Genomic DNA, 14803 nt, shown 5'->3' on the forward strand with positions numbered 1-14803 from the left:
ACAGGCCTCACCACTGGCGGTACGGGAGCGGATAGATTGCCACAGCGCGATATGATTGGCCGTCAGGCGCTGAATCCCCGCCAGTTCGGCCTCGTAGGGGGAGTCTTCATCGCTGACTTCACGCCCTTTATCACTCAGCACCAATGAGTTAACTTCTTCGCCATCGTTATCGATATACAGATTGAGCGGCGAGAGGTCATAGGCCCGTGTGCTGGGTTCTTCTGAATCCTTCATTTTGGTGCAACTCAGCACCAGTGCGCCGCCTTCGCCCTCACGACGCACATTGAATTCGACATCTAGCGCCGCACGAAAGGCACTGGAGCCGCGTGCGCCTTTATCCAAATCTTTGCCTGAGTGATGGATAACCAGCACCGTCGCGCCGGTTTCTGCCTTGATAAAATCGCAGCCCTGAATAAATGCGCCCATATCTTTGGCGGCGTTCTCGTCGGAGCCACCAAAGCAGCGGGCCAGCGTATCCAGCACAATCAGGCGCACCGGTGAGCCGGTTTGTGCGGTGACGTCCTGAGCGGCTTTAATTACCTGCTCGACGCTCTCCGGGCTGGCGGGAAAGACCGGGCAGTCAATGCGGTATAGCGATTCAATCGGTGTGCCACCGTTAAACTCCATTTCCCATGCACGGATACGGCGTGGCACGCCAATGCCGCCTTCGCCAACGATATAGACCACCGAGCCTTGCGTCACACGCCGCGAGGCCCACGGCTTGCCGGTGGCGATATGGCAAGCCCATGAGACGGCCAGAAAGGATTTATATGAGCCGCTGGGGCCATAAATGCTGGCCAGCGTATTGCTCGGCAAATGGCCCTTGATATTGTAATCCTGCGGGGTGTTATAACCGTCGGAACCTTTGCGCAACGGCAGGTTGGTGGCAAATTGCACCGGTTCATTGTCAATCAAAGTGAGCGGCATTTTCATATCCATTCCTTGGGATGGTAGAGTTGGCGGAAAAACTCGATACGGGCGGTGTCCGTTCCGACCTGTTGGCGATAATCATCCCAGTCAGCTTTATCGCCGGTGGGAGGCAGGGTCACCAGCCCATTGACCGCGAGTGCGGCGTGTTCCGCCTGTTGTTTGCCGGGATTGTGGTCAGAGTCGGTTACGTCGTTATCCGCCGCAAGAATAATCTGTGCATCGGGATAACGTTCACGCAGTGCCACTGCAACATGGGTCAGATTGTTTGCTGAGATGGCGGCCACCACTGTAGCGGCGACAAATCGTGATATGACCAGACCGGTGGCAAAACCTTCAGTAATGATGATTGTCTGTGACAGGGCATGGTGGGTGATGGGGATAAACGAAGATTTAATCCGCGAGTCGGGCAGTAAGCGTTTTTCTCCCCTAGGGTTGATTAACAGCGCACCGGTAGTTTTGCCGCGCAAATCTACCAATGGCAGCACCATGCTGCCCACATTAAAATGCACCCCGCCGATATTTTTAGCGCTGTTGGCGGGCATTAAAAATCCCTGATATGCCAAGCCCTTATGCAACAGGTAATCACTGGTTCCCTTAGTACAGGTTGCCAGCAGGGCGGTGACTTTTTGTATGATGTCGGTGTGAGGGAGCGGTTCAGTTCTTTCTTTGGCGGGCGCTGTTGGGGTTAAGTCTGTTAAACGGGAGATTTCTCTGGCGGCCTGAATCAAATCACATTGCCGTACCAGAGTGACCAAATCCAGACCATCGCCATGACCGCAATAGTTGCAGAACCACGTCCCTCGTCCTTTTTTATCATCAAAACGGAAACGGTCTTTACCTCCGCAGACCGGGCAAGGGCCATGTTTTCCGCCGGGAAGCACAGGAATGTCCAGCGCGGTAAGAATAGACAGCCAGTGATGGCGTGATTGGTGGGTAATTTCAGAAATGAATTTACTCATCTGCTAACCCCTCTATTTCCAGCTCCTCGCTTAACATATTCAGCCTTTCCCACAGCATAAACATGAGCAATTCTTTGGCGAGAGGGTTATTCAGTTCGATGATGGCATAAGCCAGTGCGCAGCAATGGTCGGTGAGTTCAGCCGAGGTAAGGGGGGTGGGATCATACAGCATAGCGCACCCCCGGATGGGTACGAACGTATTGCGGGTACAGACAGTGAAGGGTAGTAGCCATTGGGCTGCCTCCGTTAGGGTGTTTATTAAGCTACCCCCAGAGACGCCAAGCCCATTGGGTGGTAGCCCGAACAAGGTTGGCGTACCGGCCCTAACGGATCCCGGCCTTCCTTTCGAAAGCCTTGCCCGGACTACCATAGACAACAGGTGTGCACGAACATTACCCAAGTACATTCTGTGTATGTATTTGGATACCGTCAAAGGGTTCGGAACGCCAATTCCGGCTACGGATTTTGCCGCAGCGCCGAGATTATACTGCAAAGCGCCCGCCAGAAAAAAAATAAAAAATCATTAGTCGCGACCCTCCTCGCGTTGGTTGAGTCTGATAATGACCCATTCGTCGACTTCGCTTTCAATCCAGGCAACTGAACGCGGCCCTAACTTTATTGGGCGGGGGAATTGGTTGAGGCTAATCAAATGATAAATTGATGATTTCTTCAGTCGTATTTTCTCAATCACTTCAGGTAAGCGGATCAAATTAATATCTGACATGGTTACGCCTCCTTGCGGGTATAAACGCGTTCAACATAGCGGCCACGGCCATCACCATGACCCAGATCCATTGAGGTCAATGCTCTGGCTTCAATGCGGGTAAATCCTGCGGCGAGGTAATAACTGATAGCCTCTTGCGCCCAGGCATAGCGCAGACTGTGGGGGGAGTAGTGTCCGGTTAGCCCCAGGCGGGTGGTATGGGAGCGCCAGAAGTTCATGGCGGTTTTCAGGTTAGGTTTATCAATGAGTTTGCCGCCGCGTGTTTCTGCAACCTGTTGTGCTTCTTTGACGGCCAGTTTCACCGCTTCACGATCCAAAATACGGGTTTCGCGTGAGCGGCCGCCCTTAGTGCCAAACACCACGGTTAATGTAGCGTGGTTCTGCTCAAGCTCCTTTTGCCATGTTTTCAGCGAGTTGGCACATTGCACCGCCTCTTGTGAACGCAACCCCAGCAAGCGGGCCAGTTGCAGGGCGCAGGCGAATCCTTTGTCCTGCTGCTGGGCGGTGCGCAGGGCGGTTTGATAGACCTTCTCAGGGATGGCGAATTTGCTGCCGGCACGGCTGGTTCCCCCTAATCCTAACGCTTTGTTGGTCAAGCGTTCTGATAAGACGATTTTATCCCGGCCAGCGGATCGGAAAACGGTACGCAATGCTGCCATTTCGTTATGAAGAGAACGACTGGCGATCCCCTGTGAAACACGGTCAGCAATATAACTTTCAACATGCTTTGCTTTTAGGTGTTTAACATCACGCACCTGAATATTAAGGGCCAGTAAATGTCGGCTAAATCTGTCCATAATTCGAATACGGTCATGAACGGTTTTATGGCTCCCCCCAGCTTGCTTAGCCAGTATTTTCATCTCACGGCTTAACTTACTCATAGCGAACTTCTCCCAAACAATGTCAACGAGCTGCATTTCTCTGGCGCATGGGGAATGGCAGGTTATCTGCCTTGAACGATACCTGTGCGCCAGAGCGGGCAGCCGTTGAGGTATTGCGGGGTCTAGGTGATGCACTCGGTGCAACCTCCTGCTATTGCAGGTCATCCCCTCAGGCTGTGGGCCTGCCTCGGTATCGGTTCAAACTCCGGTAGAAGTGGTCAATCTGACGTGTTGAAGCGGTGTCAGATGCATGACGCATTGGTGAAGTCGCTTATCTCAACGGCTGAGGCGGGGTTGTGCTATGGCGTCACTTTCACTCGTAAAAGTGACGCCACGAGCCACACGCAGCAAGGCCAGCGCTTGCAGATGCCTTGCGGCATAGCACAGCGCAGCCAGCAACGTTTAGCACGCACCAGAAATTGAGGTATAAGGAGTCTTTAGATGCAGTGATGCATCTTGCGTTAAGCGTGCCAATAACAGCGTTGTCACTGATAGAGCTACGGTTTGGAAGGCCATTGCTCTACGGAGGCGAGTTATTCGCTTGGTTGATAACCCATGACAGTATCCTCGACAGGCAATACCGGTAGGTCAGGAAATGCTCTTTATTAGCCATTTCGTTAGTAGAAGTAAGCCCTAATCACCCACATGGGTGACACCCATTCTCAAGGGTTGACGGATGTATGACGGTATAACGTTTTTCTAAAGCTTAGACAGCATGTTGTGGTCGCTCGAAAGCGTCAGTCTCAGACCACACTCCATTCCATATGACTTTGGCTTTATGACCACCCGAAGGCGTTTCTCTCAGGTCATTCGTATCAATCCCGATACTGGAAACATTGGCGACTGTCATCGACAGCGAGTTTACAGGGGGGAAATTACGGCAAGAATGAGATAGCTGCAAGTTATTGGAAGCTGTAATAAGGAAGAGTAATGAAAGGGGAAGTATAGGGAATGATTAGACCATTACATTTTGAACATACTTTTTAATCTTATCTCATACTCATCCAGATATATATTTACTGACTGGTAATGGCGTATAGTGGTATGTCGGAGTTGAGGTATCATAGCTCTGTGTGAGCATTACATAGATGGTTGGAAGTCTATGAATACCTCATTAGCATGCATTAATAATATATCTGAGGATGTCATGGATACCGAAAAATTAAAAAAAGACTGATAGTCAAATTCAAGCATATTCAAAAAAAATAGATTTTTATACCTCAGAGTATACGGTCGAAATACTTGCACAAAAAGTTGCTGCTGGTGAATATACCGTACCTAAGTACCAGCGAGAATATACATGGGATGAACCCCGAAAATGTAAGTTCATTGAGTCATTATTGATTGGGTTACCAATCCCGTTTGTTTTTTTCTGGATGAATGATCTAACAGGGATGTTGGAGATTGTTGATGGTTCCCAGAGGCTTAGAACGTTAGAGGAGTATCTTAATAACAGACTTGTTCTAAATGGGTTAGAACGTTTAGATTTACTTAATAACACTCGTTTTAATGATCTCCCTCTTGCTCGGCAGCGGAAGATTTTGAATAAGTCTATTCGCGGGATTATTCTTTCCGAAGATACGGACATGGAGTCCAGAGTTGATTTGTTTGAAAGAATTAATACTGGTAGCAAAGTGGCTAACCCTGCCGAGGTAAGAAGAGGAGCCCTCCGTGGAGACTTTATGGATTTTGTTACAGAACTTGCCAAAAATGAACTTTTCCTAAAATTAGCTCCTGTTTCGTCTAAACAGAAGAAAGAGAGAGAATCAGAAGAGCTAGTCGCAAGGTTTTTCGCTTATTCGGACGGTTTTGAAGGATATAAGGATGATGTGTCTCCATTTATATTCAGATATATTAAAAGAATGAATGATGAGTTTACTAATAACCCACATCTTATTGAAGAGTATAGATCCAGATTTGAGCGGGTTCTAAATTTCGTTGATTCTTCTTTCAGATTAGGTTTCAGAAAAACAGTCGGTAGCAAGACAACACCAAGAGCCAGATTTGAGTCAATCGCTATTGGTTCATTCCAGGCACTCGAGCAGAATCCAACCCTCTCAATAACGAAAGAAATAACAGATGAGATTCTTGATAGTAATGCATTTAAAGAAGAAATTCGTTCTGATGGTGCTAACGCAATTAAGAGACTTTTAGGGAGAATTGGTTTTATACGCAATGCTCTACTTGAGAGGGCCTAATAGTGCAATTAGTACAGGAAGTATTTCAAGATAGAGTTTCTGATATTGAAAGTTATTTTGAATTGGTTAGTAACATAGAACTTGCAATTGGTTCTGGCGGCGCTGTATTCAATGTTGTTGGAACTCCTTATCAGATTAACCCGGGACAACAGAAGATTATGTACTCAGGTATATATCTTCATCTTTATAATTTGGTCGAATCAACGATATCAATGCTAATCGAGGCTGTAGAGCGCCATGCTGCACACGGTATTGATGGGCAGCTATTACTTTTAACCGAAAATATGAAAAAGCTCTACGTTAAGTCCGTAGTTGCACCATATGAATCAATAAGCAATGACAAGAGACTCGAAAAAGCTCTTGAGCTTTTTGATCAACTTCTCAATGTCAGACCTATTGAGCTTAAAATTCCACCCGGTGGTGGAGGTAATTGGGATGTTAAAGAAATTAAAAGGTTAAGCAATAGTATTGGTATTGAGATTATTCTTCCTAGAAGTATAAATCAGAGAGTTAATACAACTTTTCGTGATGATAAAGGCCCAATCCGGCTCATAAAGGATATACGAAATAAATTAGCACATGGTTCTCTATCTTTTACTGAATGTGGAGAGAACCATGTAGCTAGTGATTTTAGGAGTCTAATTGATATAGTAACAGAATATCTTAAATATGTTATTCAGGCTTATGATAATTTTATCAGTGCAAATGGGTATAAGATAGCCTAGTGATTTTTAGATGTGGGCTAAAGAGGATTTGATGCTTTGGCCTACTATTTCACCTAATCTAACCGGTACAGCATTACCAATCATTTTTGCTAGCGTTGCAACGCTGAGCTTTGTATTTTTCGAATGGAAATGGTAATCGGCTGGGAAAGATTGCAGAATGGCTGCCTCCCTAAGGCTTATAGCTCGATCTTGCTCTGGGTGTCCGAAACGCCCATTTCCAAAGCCATTACATTGTGTGGTAATAGTTGGGGCTGGTGTATTCCATGACATTCGGCCGTAAACGCTGATGTATGTCTTTCCCGTGTCTTTTTTATGGCAACTGGCACGTAACTCTTCAGGCCAATCCATCCACGATCCTCCAGGTACTGATGCTTTAATCCGTTTTATGTTGATAGGACTCAGAACTGATGATTTATGCAATGGGTCGTTTTTACATGTATCCCCCGCACCAATCTTGGGGAGATGGCTGATTACATCAGCAACGTTAAGGTAATTATCAGGTTTACGTGATGGTTTTGGTAAACTTATTTTACCCAATCTTGAGGCAATGAGGACTAAGCGCTTTCTTGTTTGCGCCATTCCATAGTCAGGACAGAAAACAATTTTATAGTCAATGCTATAACCGTTCATATTTAACTGGGCTAGGAAATCGATGAAAACTTTTTGATCTGCCAAACCAGGAACGTTCTCCATCGTGACAAAATCTGGCAAGACTTCGGCAATTAGCCTGCCAAAGCTTGCCAATAGATTCCACCTATTGTCTTGGTGATTTTTTGTTGTTTTCTTCGCTCGTGAATAGGTTGAAAAAGGCTGACAAGGTGCACAACCCGCAAGTAACGTATAATCAGCATTTTTCAGATGGCGCAGAACTTCATCACCACTCAATGACGTGACGTCCTGATTAATAAATGTAGCATTATTGTTATGTTCATAGGCAAATCGGCAGGACTCTTCAATGTCATAACCTGCAACCACATTAATACCAGACTTGATGAGCCCGTGCGTCAGGCCTCCAGCACCACAAAAGAGGTCGACAGCTTTGATTGAAAGATTAGTATTCACAGTGTGCCCCATAACAAAAACATAAGGATTATAACAAGCAAACGTCCTCTTCACGAAGAATAATTAACACACTGATTTATCCTAGATCCATTAGACGGATTATTGCTTACAAAATAGGATTTCTCGGACACCATTGTGGGCTGACTCTGGCTGTTGCCATGATCCTGTTTGCTAGTTCAGCCTTCTGTTCACCCCCGTACACAAGCTTTACTCCCCCACCAATCCATTAACTCTCTTCTTTGCCACAGATAAGTTGATCGGTTATACGCCCTTCTTACCTCATTCTTATCACTATGCGCTAATGCTGCCTCGATCACGTCTGCATTAAACCCTGCCTCATTCATTGCTGTACTGGCAATCGAACGTAAACCGTGAGCAACGAGCTTTCCTCCATACCCGATACGTTTCAATGCTGCATTTGCCGTTTGGCTGTTCATTGGCTTACGCGGGTCGTTGCGGCTGGGGAATACGTACTGACGATTGCCACTGATTGGACGCATGATTTCCAGCAGCTCTAAAGCTTGTTCTGACAAAGGAACGATATGATCGCGCTTTGCCTTCATCCGTTCTGCCGGTATACACCACTGCTTATTCTCAATATCGATCTCTGACCAGGCTGTTGAAGAGGCTTCAGCAGGGCGAATCAGTGTCAATAATTGCCATTCAAGTAAGCAGCGGGTTGGTATCGAGAGATTACTCATGGCTATGGTGCGCATAAGTTTAGGCAATTCTTCGGGGCGTATGGTGGGCATATGCTGCTTTTTAGGCCTTTCAAAAGCATTGCCAATACCCGATGCAGGATTGGCATCAATCAAACCTACATTGACTGCATAGATCATTATCTCGTTAATACGTTGTACCAACCGCCTGACCGTCTCTAATGCTCCGCGTGCTTTGATGGGTTCTAATACCTGAATCAGGGCGCGAGCTTTGAGTTCTTGAACGGGGACATTCTCTATGCTGGGTAAGATGTCTTTTTCGATAGAACGCCAAATATCTTTCGCATGGGCGGCACTAACGTGGCTTTCTTTCAACTCGAACCATTTGCGAGCGACGTTTACGAAAATACTCTCTTCAGCTATCTGGAGTTTTTCGGCTTCCTCATCAGCTCTTGCTTGCGGATCAACCCCTCGCACTAACATTGCCAGTTTCTCTGTTCGTACCTCTCTGGCTTCAGCCAAAGAGAGTGCAGGGTACGCGCCGAGGCTTACCATTGTGCGTTTACTACTGTTGGGAAGTTGATAGCGGAAACGCCAAATTTTCTTGCCGGTAGTTTTGACTAACAAAAATAAGCCATCACCATCATGGAGAGTTAGGTCTTTGTCGGTGGCTTTTGCTTTTTGCACTTCGGTATGGGTGAGTGGGCGTGTTGTCCTTGCCATGTATGGTTCTTCCCTTGATTGGTATACGTCCATTGGTATCTATCTTAGCGTATACCAATTTGTATACCAATTGTCTCTGGCTTCAGGCGGATATCCTTGGACTACTACAGACACAAAAAAGCCCGCAAACCTAGGTGGGATGCGGGCTCTTCGTACTTCACCGGACTTATCTGGTAATAACCGGTTTAACATTTGGTGGAGCTGGGGGGATTTGAACCCCCGTCCGAAATTACTACGCCGTCGGCACTACATGCTTAGTCCAGTCATTACATTCGCCGGTTAGCTGCGGACGGACACGCCACTAACAAACTATCCTGATTAGTTTTAATGCTTCAACCCCAGGCAAGGTTTCCACACGAGCTCTTTTGGGTTTGACCTCTCTTGATCCCCGTCCTAAGAGCGGAGGCTAGGGAGAGAGGGAACCTTCAGTTTCTTAGGCTGATTAAGCTGCTAAAGCAGCAGATTCGTATTGCGAGTCGTTTGCAATTATTTTTTTTGTCGGTTTTTTACGAGGCCTCCGCACCTCGGCATGCACCTTGGGTTTCGCGAATCCCGTCGAATCCAGAATCAGCCCCAAAGAACTTCGCCAGTATAACAGAACTATGTCCTGTTAAGCCAGTTACTTAACGATTTGCGTGCTTCATGATGCGCGCTTTGTCTAATTGCCACTCACGATCTTTAATATCGTCGCGCTTATCATGATCTTTCTTACCTTTTGCGACGCCGATCTTAACTTTGACCCAAGCATTTTTCCAATATACGGAAAGAGCCACTACGGTAAAACCGTCGCGGTTAACTTTACCAATCAGCGAGTCTAACTCGCGTTTGTTTAGTAGCAGTTTACGGGTACGCATTGGCTCGCAGACAACATGCGTCGATGCCACGTTTAACGGCGTAATGGTGGCACCAAATAGGAATGCTTCACCATTTCTGAAGGTTACGTAGCTATCACTAATGTTGGCTTTGCCAGCACGCAGAGATTTTACTTCCCAACCTTGCAGTGAAAGACCAGCCTCGAATTCTGCTTCAATGAAGTATTCATGGCGGGCACGTTTGTTTTGCGCAATGGTTGCGGAACCGGGTTTGTATGCTTTTTTCTTTGTCATAATATTGATCATTATACTGTATGTGCAGATGAATGAAATCCTTTCCCGCAGGATGCTGGTGCATTTTGTCTCTATTTTTTGTGAGGAATGTCTGGCAGATTTTTTGTCTGGCGCTGGATAAATGGTATTATCTGCGCGTTTTATGTCTCACAGGAAATGTTATGCCGCAAATTAGCCGTTCTGCGTTGGTTCCATTTAGCGTAGAACAGATGTACCAACTCGTTAATGATGTTCGTTCTTATCCGGAATTTTTACCCGGTTGTACTGGTAGCCGAGTGCTTGATGCTACTGAAAATGAAATGACGGCAGCCGTAGATGTCGCCAAAGCTGGTATCAGCAAAACATTTACTACTCGTAATACATTGACTGATAACCAGAGCATCAATATGCAACTGGTGGATGGGCCATTCCGCAAATTGATGGGCGGTTGGCATTTTACCCCCCTGAGTGCAGATGCCTGTAAAGTTGAATTGCATCTGGATTTTGAATTTACCAACAAGTTGGTTGAACTGGCGTTTGGTAAAGTATTTAAAGAATTAGCCGGCAATATGGTGCAAGCATTCACCCAAAGAGCTAAAGAGGTTTATAGTGTCTGATATTCGCATTGAGGTGGTTTATGCTTTGCCTGAACGCCAATATGTGCGCATGGTTTCTCTTGAGGTGGGTAGCACTGTTGAGGACGCCATAAATGTATCGGGTTTGCTGGAGTTGCGACCCGATATTGATCTGAAAAGGAATAAAGTCGGTATCTATAGCCGCCCGGTGAAGCTCGGCGATAAGCTCAACGATGGTGATCGGGTTGAGATATATCGTCCACTAATTGCTGATCCTAAAGAGCTGCGCCGGCAGCGTGCTGAGCTAGCAAAAAAATAAGGCACCACCTGCGCCTTATTTTTGTTGTAGCACTTGACTGCTATTGAAGAAAAAACGTGTGCTGATGAATGGCTAAATAAGCATAATATAGAATTGACACCTAAAGCCTACGATCAGCATTCACACCCTCAATTTGCTCTGCAATCTTCGGATAAATTAATTTCCTGCTAGCGTTGGTTCGTTTTTGATATCAGTCAGCACGCCACTGCTATCAAAGGTCAACGTCAACGTCTGTTGTGTTATTTTCTCATGGCCAGGTTGTTGGCGGAACACATAGAACCAGGTTTTTGTGCCAAACGGATCCTGTAGCATTGGGGTGCCTAAGGTATATGCCACTTGTTGCTGGGTCATACCTTTATGAATTTTGGACGCGTCATTAGGTGATAAATAGTTACCCTGATTAATATCAGGCCGGTAGACCACCTTCTCCAGCGTTGAACAACCCGCAGTAAGCATTGCAAGCATCACAGCGGCGGCAGTCAGCATTTTACAGCGCATAGTAATCACATTCCTTTAGGGCATAGGATGACGATGATAATAGACCTTGCAGCAGTTGGAAACCTTTACAGGGCACCTGTATGACCTCAGGAAAGGAAAAAAGTTAATCTTTTTCTACGCGGCAAGTAATTCTTTTGCATTTGCCAGAGTGTTTTTCGTCACTTCACTACCGCCCAGAAGACGCGCCAACTCTTGCAAACGGGCTTTTTTATCTAATCGATGCATATGGGTTTCGGTTTCGGTGCCATCAGTTTGTTTACTCACAAAGAAATGTTGATGACCGCAGCCCGCAACTTGTGGAAGGTGAGTAACACACATGACTTGTGTCGATTCACCGAGCTGACGCAGCAGACGGCCCACAATCGCTGCAGTTGGGCCACTTATACCCACGTCTACCTCATCAAAGATAAGGGCTGGGGTGTCCATTTTACGCGCTGTAATAACCTGAATAGCTAATGCGATGCGAGAAAGTTCCCCTCCCGAGGCCACTTTTGCCAGTGATTGCAGTGGCTGGCCGGGGTTGGTGGTAACGCAAAATTCAATACGTGTCGCTCCTTCAGCACTGAGGTGCTCCGGCTCAAACTGGGTTTCGATGGTGAATCTACCATGTGGCATGGATAACTCATGCATACTTTCAGTAATCAGCGCTGCCAATTCATTAGCATAATGCTGGCGCTCTTGGTGCAACCGTTTAGCTATTTCTAAAGCGTATTTATAGTGGGTGTTTACCGTATTGCTGAGTTGTTCATGATCATTCTCTTGCTGTGAAAGCTGTTCTTGCTCATCCAGTAGCTGTTGATGGAAGAGGGGAAGTTCTTCCGGTGTTACATGGTGCTTTCGGGCTAAATTTAGTTGGCGCGATAACCTTTGTTCCAGTTCATAGAGACGGTTTGGATCCATATCGAGTTGTTCAGCATAATGGCGTAATTCATCACTGGCCTCACTGATTTGGATTGAAGCCTCTTCCAACATATTCAACAGATTATTAAATTGCTCATCCATCCCTGCCAATTCAGTTAACTGATGTTTGGCAGCATAAAGTTGGCTGAGGACATTGTTTTGCTCGTCATCCGAAAGGAGTTGTAAGGTCTGTTGACTGAGAGACAGCAACTGCCCACTGTTTGCCAGGCGTTTATATTCAGCATCAATTTGTTCGTACTCCCCTACTTGAGGAGCAAATGAATTCAACTCTTTCAACTGATATTGTAATAATTCGCGACGCGCATTCCGTTCTAATGATTGCTGCTGATGAAGTGCCAATGCACGGCAGCTTTGGTGCCAAGTTTGGTAGGCAGCTTTCATCTCGGCTAATAGGGCTGATTGATCTGCGTACGCATCCAACAGGTGCTTTTGATGTTCCGGTTTTAACAGCAATTGATGTGCGTGTTGGCCGTGGATCTGGATTAACTGTTGGCCGAGTTCCCTTAATTGAGATAAAGGTACTGGTGTTCCATTAATAAAGCCCCTTGAGCGACCATCGGTGCCAATTGCACGCCGCAGCAGGCATTCGTTACTCTCATCAAGGTGGTTGTTCTCTAGCCATTGGCGGGCTGATGGGGTATCTGCTAGCGAGAAGCGCGCGCAAATATCCGCCCGTGTTGCCCCTAATCGCACCATGCTGCCATCAGAACGGCTCCCAAGACATAGCCCTAATGCATCTATGGCGATAGATTTACCTGCTCCAGTTTCGCCAGTAATTGCTGTCATTCCAGATTGAAAATCAATTTCTAACTCACGCACAATAGCAAAGTTACTGATAGTTAATTGGGCCAGCATGGTAAATCTCCTGTACATAAACACATATCTGTATTTGAATACAGTATAGACTGGTTTTATATACAGTAAAGTGTCTGATGCACTTTTTAGAATAATTTTTTTGACCAACCCAGTTTTGTGCTTAACGTATTGAAATAGCTATAGTCCTTGGGGTGAATAAGATTGAGGTGAAAATCACTACGCCGAATTAATACCTCTTCACCTTCCTGAATAGGCAAGGCTATCTGGCTGTCGCAGCTTATTTCCAAGTCGCTGGTGATTTGTGAGAACTTCAATCGGATGGTGCTGCTACTATTAATAACCAGGGGCCGGGCTGTTAAAGTGTGTGGGAACATCGGTACCAATACGATGGCGTCCAGCGTAGGGGTGAGGATTGGGCCGCCAGCAGAGAGTGAATAGGCGGTAGAGCCGGTCGGTGTGGCAATAATCAAGCCATCAGATCGTTGTGAAAAGGCGAAGCGGTCATCAATATACACTTCGAATTCAATCATATGGGCTACTTTGCCTGGGTGTAGAACCACTTCATTGATAGCTGTGCTGATGCGGCTTTGCTGATTAGCGCGCGTTACCTGCGCTTCCAGCAGAAAACGTTGTTCGCTCAGGTATTCGCCTTCCAGCACATCGGAAAGCTGCTGTTGGGCGTTATCCGGGTCCAAGTCGGTTAGAAAGCCCAGATTGCCTCTATTGACGCCAATCACTTTGATATCATAACGCGCCAATACCCGTGCAGCGCCGAGCATATTGCCATCACCACCGACCACTACAGCAAGGTCTGCTTTTTGGCCGATATCTGCCAGGCTACCGGTGGTTGCATCGGTTAAATTGAGATCTTTGGCAATTTGCTGTTCAACCATGACATCGTAGCCTCTGGCGTTTAGCCAGTGGTAGAGCATTTCATGGGTGGCAAGTGCGGCCGGGTGTCGTGGGTGGCCGACAATACCAATACAATTGAATCTTTTATTATTCATTGCCGTGATTTTCCTTACTGGGGCGTCTTTTACCCTACATTATGGCCGGTTCCCTTGAATCCCCGGTTTTGATCCCCATAATATGCCAAGTAGCGAGATTAATGCTAAAACGCGGAGATATCCATGAGTAGTAAAGAACAGAAAACATCAAACGAGCAAGCCTCGGAAGAAATGGAAAATGCAGCAGAGCAGCAAGTGGAAGTAACACAAGAGACGGGTGACGGTGTAGATCCGCGTGTTACTGAGCTTGAAGCGCAGTTGGCTGCGGCCGTACAGCGTGAGCGCGAGAGCTTACTACGCGCTAAGGCTGAAGTTGAGAATATCCGTCGTCGTACTGAATTGGATGTTGAAAAAGCGCATAAATTTGCCTTGGAACGTTTCTCAGCTGAATTATTGCCTGTTATCGATAACCTTGAACGGGCGCTGGATACAGCCGATAAATCCAATACTGAGCTAACCTCAATGATTGAAGGTGTTGAACTAACACTGAAATCACTGCTTGATGCAGTAGGTAAATTTGGTATCGAAGTTGTCGGTGAGACCCATGTGCCGTTTAATCCTGAAGTTCATCAGGCAATGACGATGCTTGAGTCTGCTGACCACGAGCCAAATCATGTGATGATGGTGATGCAAAAAGGCTATACGCTGAATGGCCGTCTGCTGCGTCCAGCGATGGTTGCGGTGTCTAAAGCGAAAGCTTAAGGTGACCTGATGTGGAAAG

General features: G+C 46.5%; 16 protein-coding genes, 1 other RNA gene and 2 pseudogenes. 5 read left to right on the plus strand and 14 right to left on the minus strand.

All coding sequences use genetic code 11. From position 1 onward, the window contains the following. From YALDO0001_RS13540 to YALDO0001_RS22405, 7 genes and pseudogenes are all read right to left on the minus strand, one after another. Positions 1–933: helicase RepA family protein (locus YALDO0001_RS13540; RefSeq protein WP_042840064.1), on the minus strand; the 933-nt coding region annotated here is incomplete at its 3' end. Continuing rightward, complete coding sequence (locus YALDO0001_RS13545) at positions 930–1889, minus strand: primase-helicase zinc-binding domain-containing protein (protein WP_042840066.1); 960 nt, start codon at positions 1887–1889, stop codon at positions 930–932. The genes YALDO0001_RS13545 and YALDO0001_RS13540, both read right to left, overlap by 4 nt. After that, complete coding sequence (locus YALDO0001_RS21990) at positions 1882–2061, minus strand: hypothetical protein (RefSeq protein ID WP_004703968.1); 180 nt, start codon at positions 2059–2061, stop codon at positions 1882–1884. Before YALDO0001_RS21990 ends, YALDO0001_RS13545 begins: the two co-directional genes overlap by 8 nt. An 81-nt stretch (positions 2062–2142) precedes the next feature. Further along, positions 2143–2382: pseudogene (locus tag YALDO0001_RS21995) on the minus strand (ash family protein); the annotation flags it as partial. 30 nt (positions 2383–2412) lie between these two features. Beyond that, the gene (locus YALDO0001_RS13560) at positions 2413–2613 is read right to left on the minus strand and encodes an AlpA family transcriptional regulator (RefSeq protein WP_004703969.1); all 201 of its coding nucleotides are present in this window, start codon (positions 2611–2613) and stop codon (positions 2413–2415) included. A 2-nt stretch (positions 2614–2615) separates the two neighbouring features. Continuing rightward, positions 2616–3494: an integrase domain-containing protein gene (locus YALDO0001_RS13565; protein WP_004703970.1), complete on the minus strand. Its 879-nt coding sequence runs from the start codon at positions 3492–3494 to the stop codon at positions 2616–2618. Between the two features lie 22 nt (positions 3495–3516). Next, a pseudogene (locus YALDO0001_RS22405) lies at positions 3517–3769 on the minus strand (hypothetical protein). Between the two features lie 963 nt (positions 3770–4732). Between YALDO0001_RS22405 and YALDO0001_RS13570 the strand changes: the two are divergent. Both YALDO0001_RS13570 and YALDO0001_RS13575 read left to right on the plus strand, forming a co-directional pair. Further along, on the plus strand, positions 4733–5692 hold the full coding sequence (locus YALDO0001_RS13570) for a DUF262 domain-containing protein (protein WP_084742739.1): 960 nt from the start codon (positions 4733–4735) through the stop codon (positions 5690–5692). A 2-nt stretch (positions 5693–5694) separates the two neighbouring features. After that, positions 5695–6417: an MAE_28990/MAE_18760 family HEPN-like nuclease gene (locus tag YALDO0001_RS13575; RefSeq protein WP_004703973.1), complete on the plus strand. Its 723-nt coding sequence runs from the start codon at positions 5695–5697 to the stop codon at positions 6415–6417. A gap of 6 nt (positions 6418–6423) precedes the next feature. On the opposite strand, the gene YALDO0001_RS13580 is transcribed toward YALDO0001_RS13575, so the two are convergent. The 4 genes from YALDO0001_RS13580 to smpB form a co-directional block, all read right to left on the minus strand. Continuing rightward, positions 6424–7491, minus strand: a complete 1068-nt coding sequence (locus YALDO0001_RS13580; RefSeq protein ID WP_042840069.1) for a DNA cytosine methyltransferase — start codon at positions 7489–7491, stop codon at positions 6424–6426. 176 nt (positions 7492–7667) lie between these two features. Further along, complete coding sequence (locus tag YALDO0001_RS13585) at positions 7668–8861, minus strand: integrase domain-containing protein (protein WP_004703975.1); 1194 nt, start codon at positions 8859–8861, stop codon at positions 7668–7670. Positions 8862–9054: 193 nt separating this feature from the next. Further along, positions 9055–9436, minus strand: a transfer-messenger RNA (tmRNA) gene (ssrA, locus tag YALDO0001_RS20275). A 48-nt stretch (positions 9437–9484) separates the two neighbouring features. Next, positions 9485–9967 carry an SsrA-binding protein SmpB gene (gene smpB / locus YALDO0001_RS13590; protein ID WP_042548690.1) on the minus strand — a complete coding sequence of 161 codons (483 nt, stop codon included), beginning with the start codon at positions 9965–9967 and terminating at the stop codon, positions 9485–9487. 161 nt (positions 9968–10128) lie between these two features. On the opposite strand from smpB, the gene YALDO0001_RS13595 reads away from it, so the two are divergent. Together YALDO0001_RS13595 and YALDO0001_RS13600 are read left to right on the plus strand one after the other, a co-directional pair. Then, complete coding sequence (locus YALDO0001_RS13595; RefSeq protein ID WP_042547997.1) at positions 10129–10563, plus strand: type II toxin-antitoxin system RatA family toxin; 435 nt, start codon at positions 10129–10131, stop codon at positions 10561–10563. Beyond that, positions 10556–10840 carry an RnfH family protein gene (locus tag YALDO0001_RS13600; protein ID WP_042840070.1) on the plus strand — a complete coding sequence of 95 codons (285 nt, stop codon included), beginning with the start codon at positions 10556–10558 and terminating at the stop codon, positions 10838–10840. The genes YALDO0001_RS13595 and YALDO0001_RS13600 overlap by 8 nt, the downstream gene beginning before the upstream one ends. Positions 10841–10996: 156 nt before the next feature. Here YALDO0001_RS13600 and bamE read toward each other — a convergent pair whose 3' ends face one another. The 3 genes from bamE to nadK all read right to left on the minus strand — a co-directional run bounded on the left by bamE (position 10997) and on the right by nadK (position 14082). Continuing rightward, positions 10997–11338 (minus strand): outer membrane protein assembly factor BamE, encoded by a 342-nt coding sequence (bamE, locus tag YALDO0001_RS13605; RefSeq protein ID WP_042547999.1) that lies wholly within the window; start codon positions 11336–11338, stop codon positions 10997–10999. Between the two features lie 114 nt (positions 11339–11452). After that, complete coding sequence (gene recN, locus YALDO0001_RS13610) at positions 11453–13114, minus strand: DNA repair protein RecN (RefSeq protein WP_004703980.1); 1662 nt, start codon at positions 13112–13114, stop codon at positions 11453–11455. Positions 13115–13200: 86 nt separating this feature from the next. Beyond that, on the minus strand, positions 13201–14082 hold the full coding sequence (nadK, locus tag YALDO0001_RS13615; protein ID WP_004703981.1) for an NAD(+) kinase: 882 nt from the start codon (positions 14080–14082) through the stop codon (positions 13201–13203). Positions 14083–14205: 123 nt separating this feature from the next. Between nadK and grpE the strand changes: the two genes are divergently transcribed. Then, a complete protein-coding gene (grpE, locus tag YALDO0001_RS13620; protein ID WP_004703982.1) occupies positions 14206–14784 on the plus strand; it encodes a nucleotide exchange factor GrpE in 579 nt (192 codons plus the stop codon). Positions 14785–14803 lie beyond the last annotated feature (19 nt).

The sequence above is a fragment of the Yersinia aldovae ATCC 35236 genome (assembly GCF_000173735.1).
GTDB lineage: Bacteria > Pseudomonadota > Gammaproteobacteria > Enterobacterales > Enterobacteriaceae > Yersinia > Yersinia aldovae.

Bases quoted from the DNA above. Each gene is read 5' to 3' on its own strand.
- YALDO0001_RS13585 (WP_004703975.1), bottom strand. From the start codon at position 8,861: ATGGCAAGGACAACACGCCCACTCACCCATACCGAAGTGCAAAAAGCA.
- recN (WP_004703980.1), bottom strand. From the start codon at position 13,114: ATGCTGGCCCAATTAACTATCAGTAACTTTGCTATTGTGCGTGAGTTA.
- YALDO0001_RS21990 (WP_004703968.1), bottom strand. From the start codon at position 2,061: ATGCTGTATGATCCCACCCCCCTTACCTCGGCTGAACTCACCGACCAT.
- nadK (WP_004703981.1), bottom strand. From the start codon at position 14,082: ATGAATAATAAAAGATTCAATTGTATTGGTATTGTCGGCCACCCACGA.
- bamE (WP_042547999.1), bottom strand. From the start codon at position 11,338: ATGCGCTGTAAAATGCTGACTGCCGCCGCTGTGATGCTTGCAATGCTT.
- grpE (WP_004703982.1), top strand. From the start codon at position 14,206: ATGAGTAGTAAAGAACAGAAAACATCAAACGAGCAAGCCTCGGAAGAA.
- YALDO0001_RS13545 (WP_042840066.1), bottom strand. From the start codon at position 1,889: ATGAGTAAATTCATTTCTGAAATTACCCACCAATCACGCCATCACTGG.
- YALDO0001_RS13580 (WP_042840069.1), bottom strand. From the start codon at position 7,491: ATGGGGCACACTGTGAATACTAATCTTTCAATCAAAGCTGTCGACCTC.
- YALDO0001_RS13560 (WP_004703969.1), bottom strand. From the start codon at position 2,613: ATGTCAGATATTAATTTGATCCGCTTACCTGAAGTGATTGAGAAAATA.
- smpB (WP_042548690.1), bottom strand. From the start codon at position 9,967: ATGACAAAGAAAAAAGCATACAAACCCGGTTCCGCAACCATTGCGCAA.
- YALDO0001_RS13595 (WP_042547997.1), top strand. From the start codon at position 10,129: ATGCCGCAAATTAGCCGTTCTGCGTTGGTTCCATTTAGCGTAGAACAG.
- YALDO0001_RS13565 (WP_004703970.1), bottom strand. From the start codon at position 3,494: ATGAGTAAGTTAAGCCGTGAGATGAAAATACTGGCTAAGCAAGCTGGG.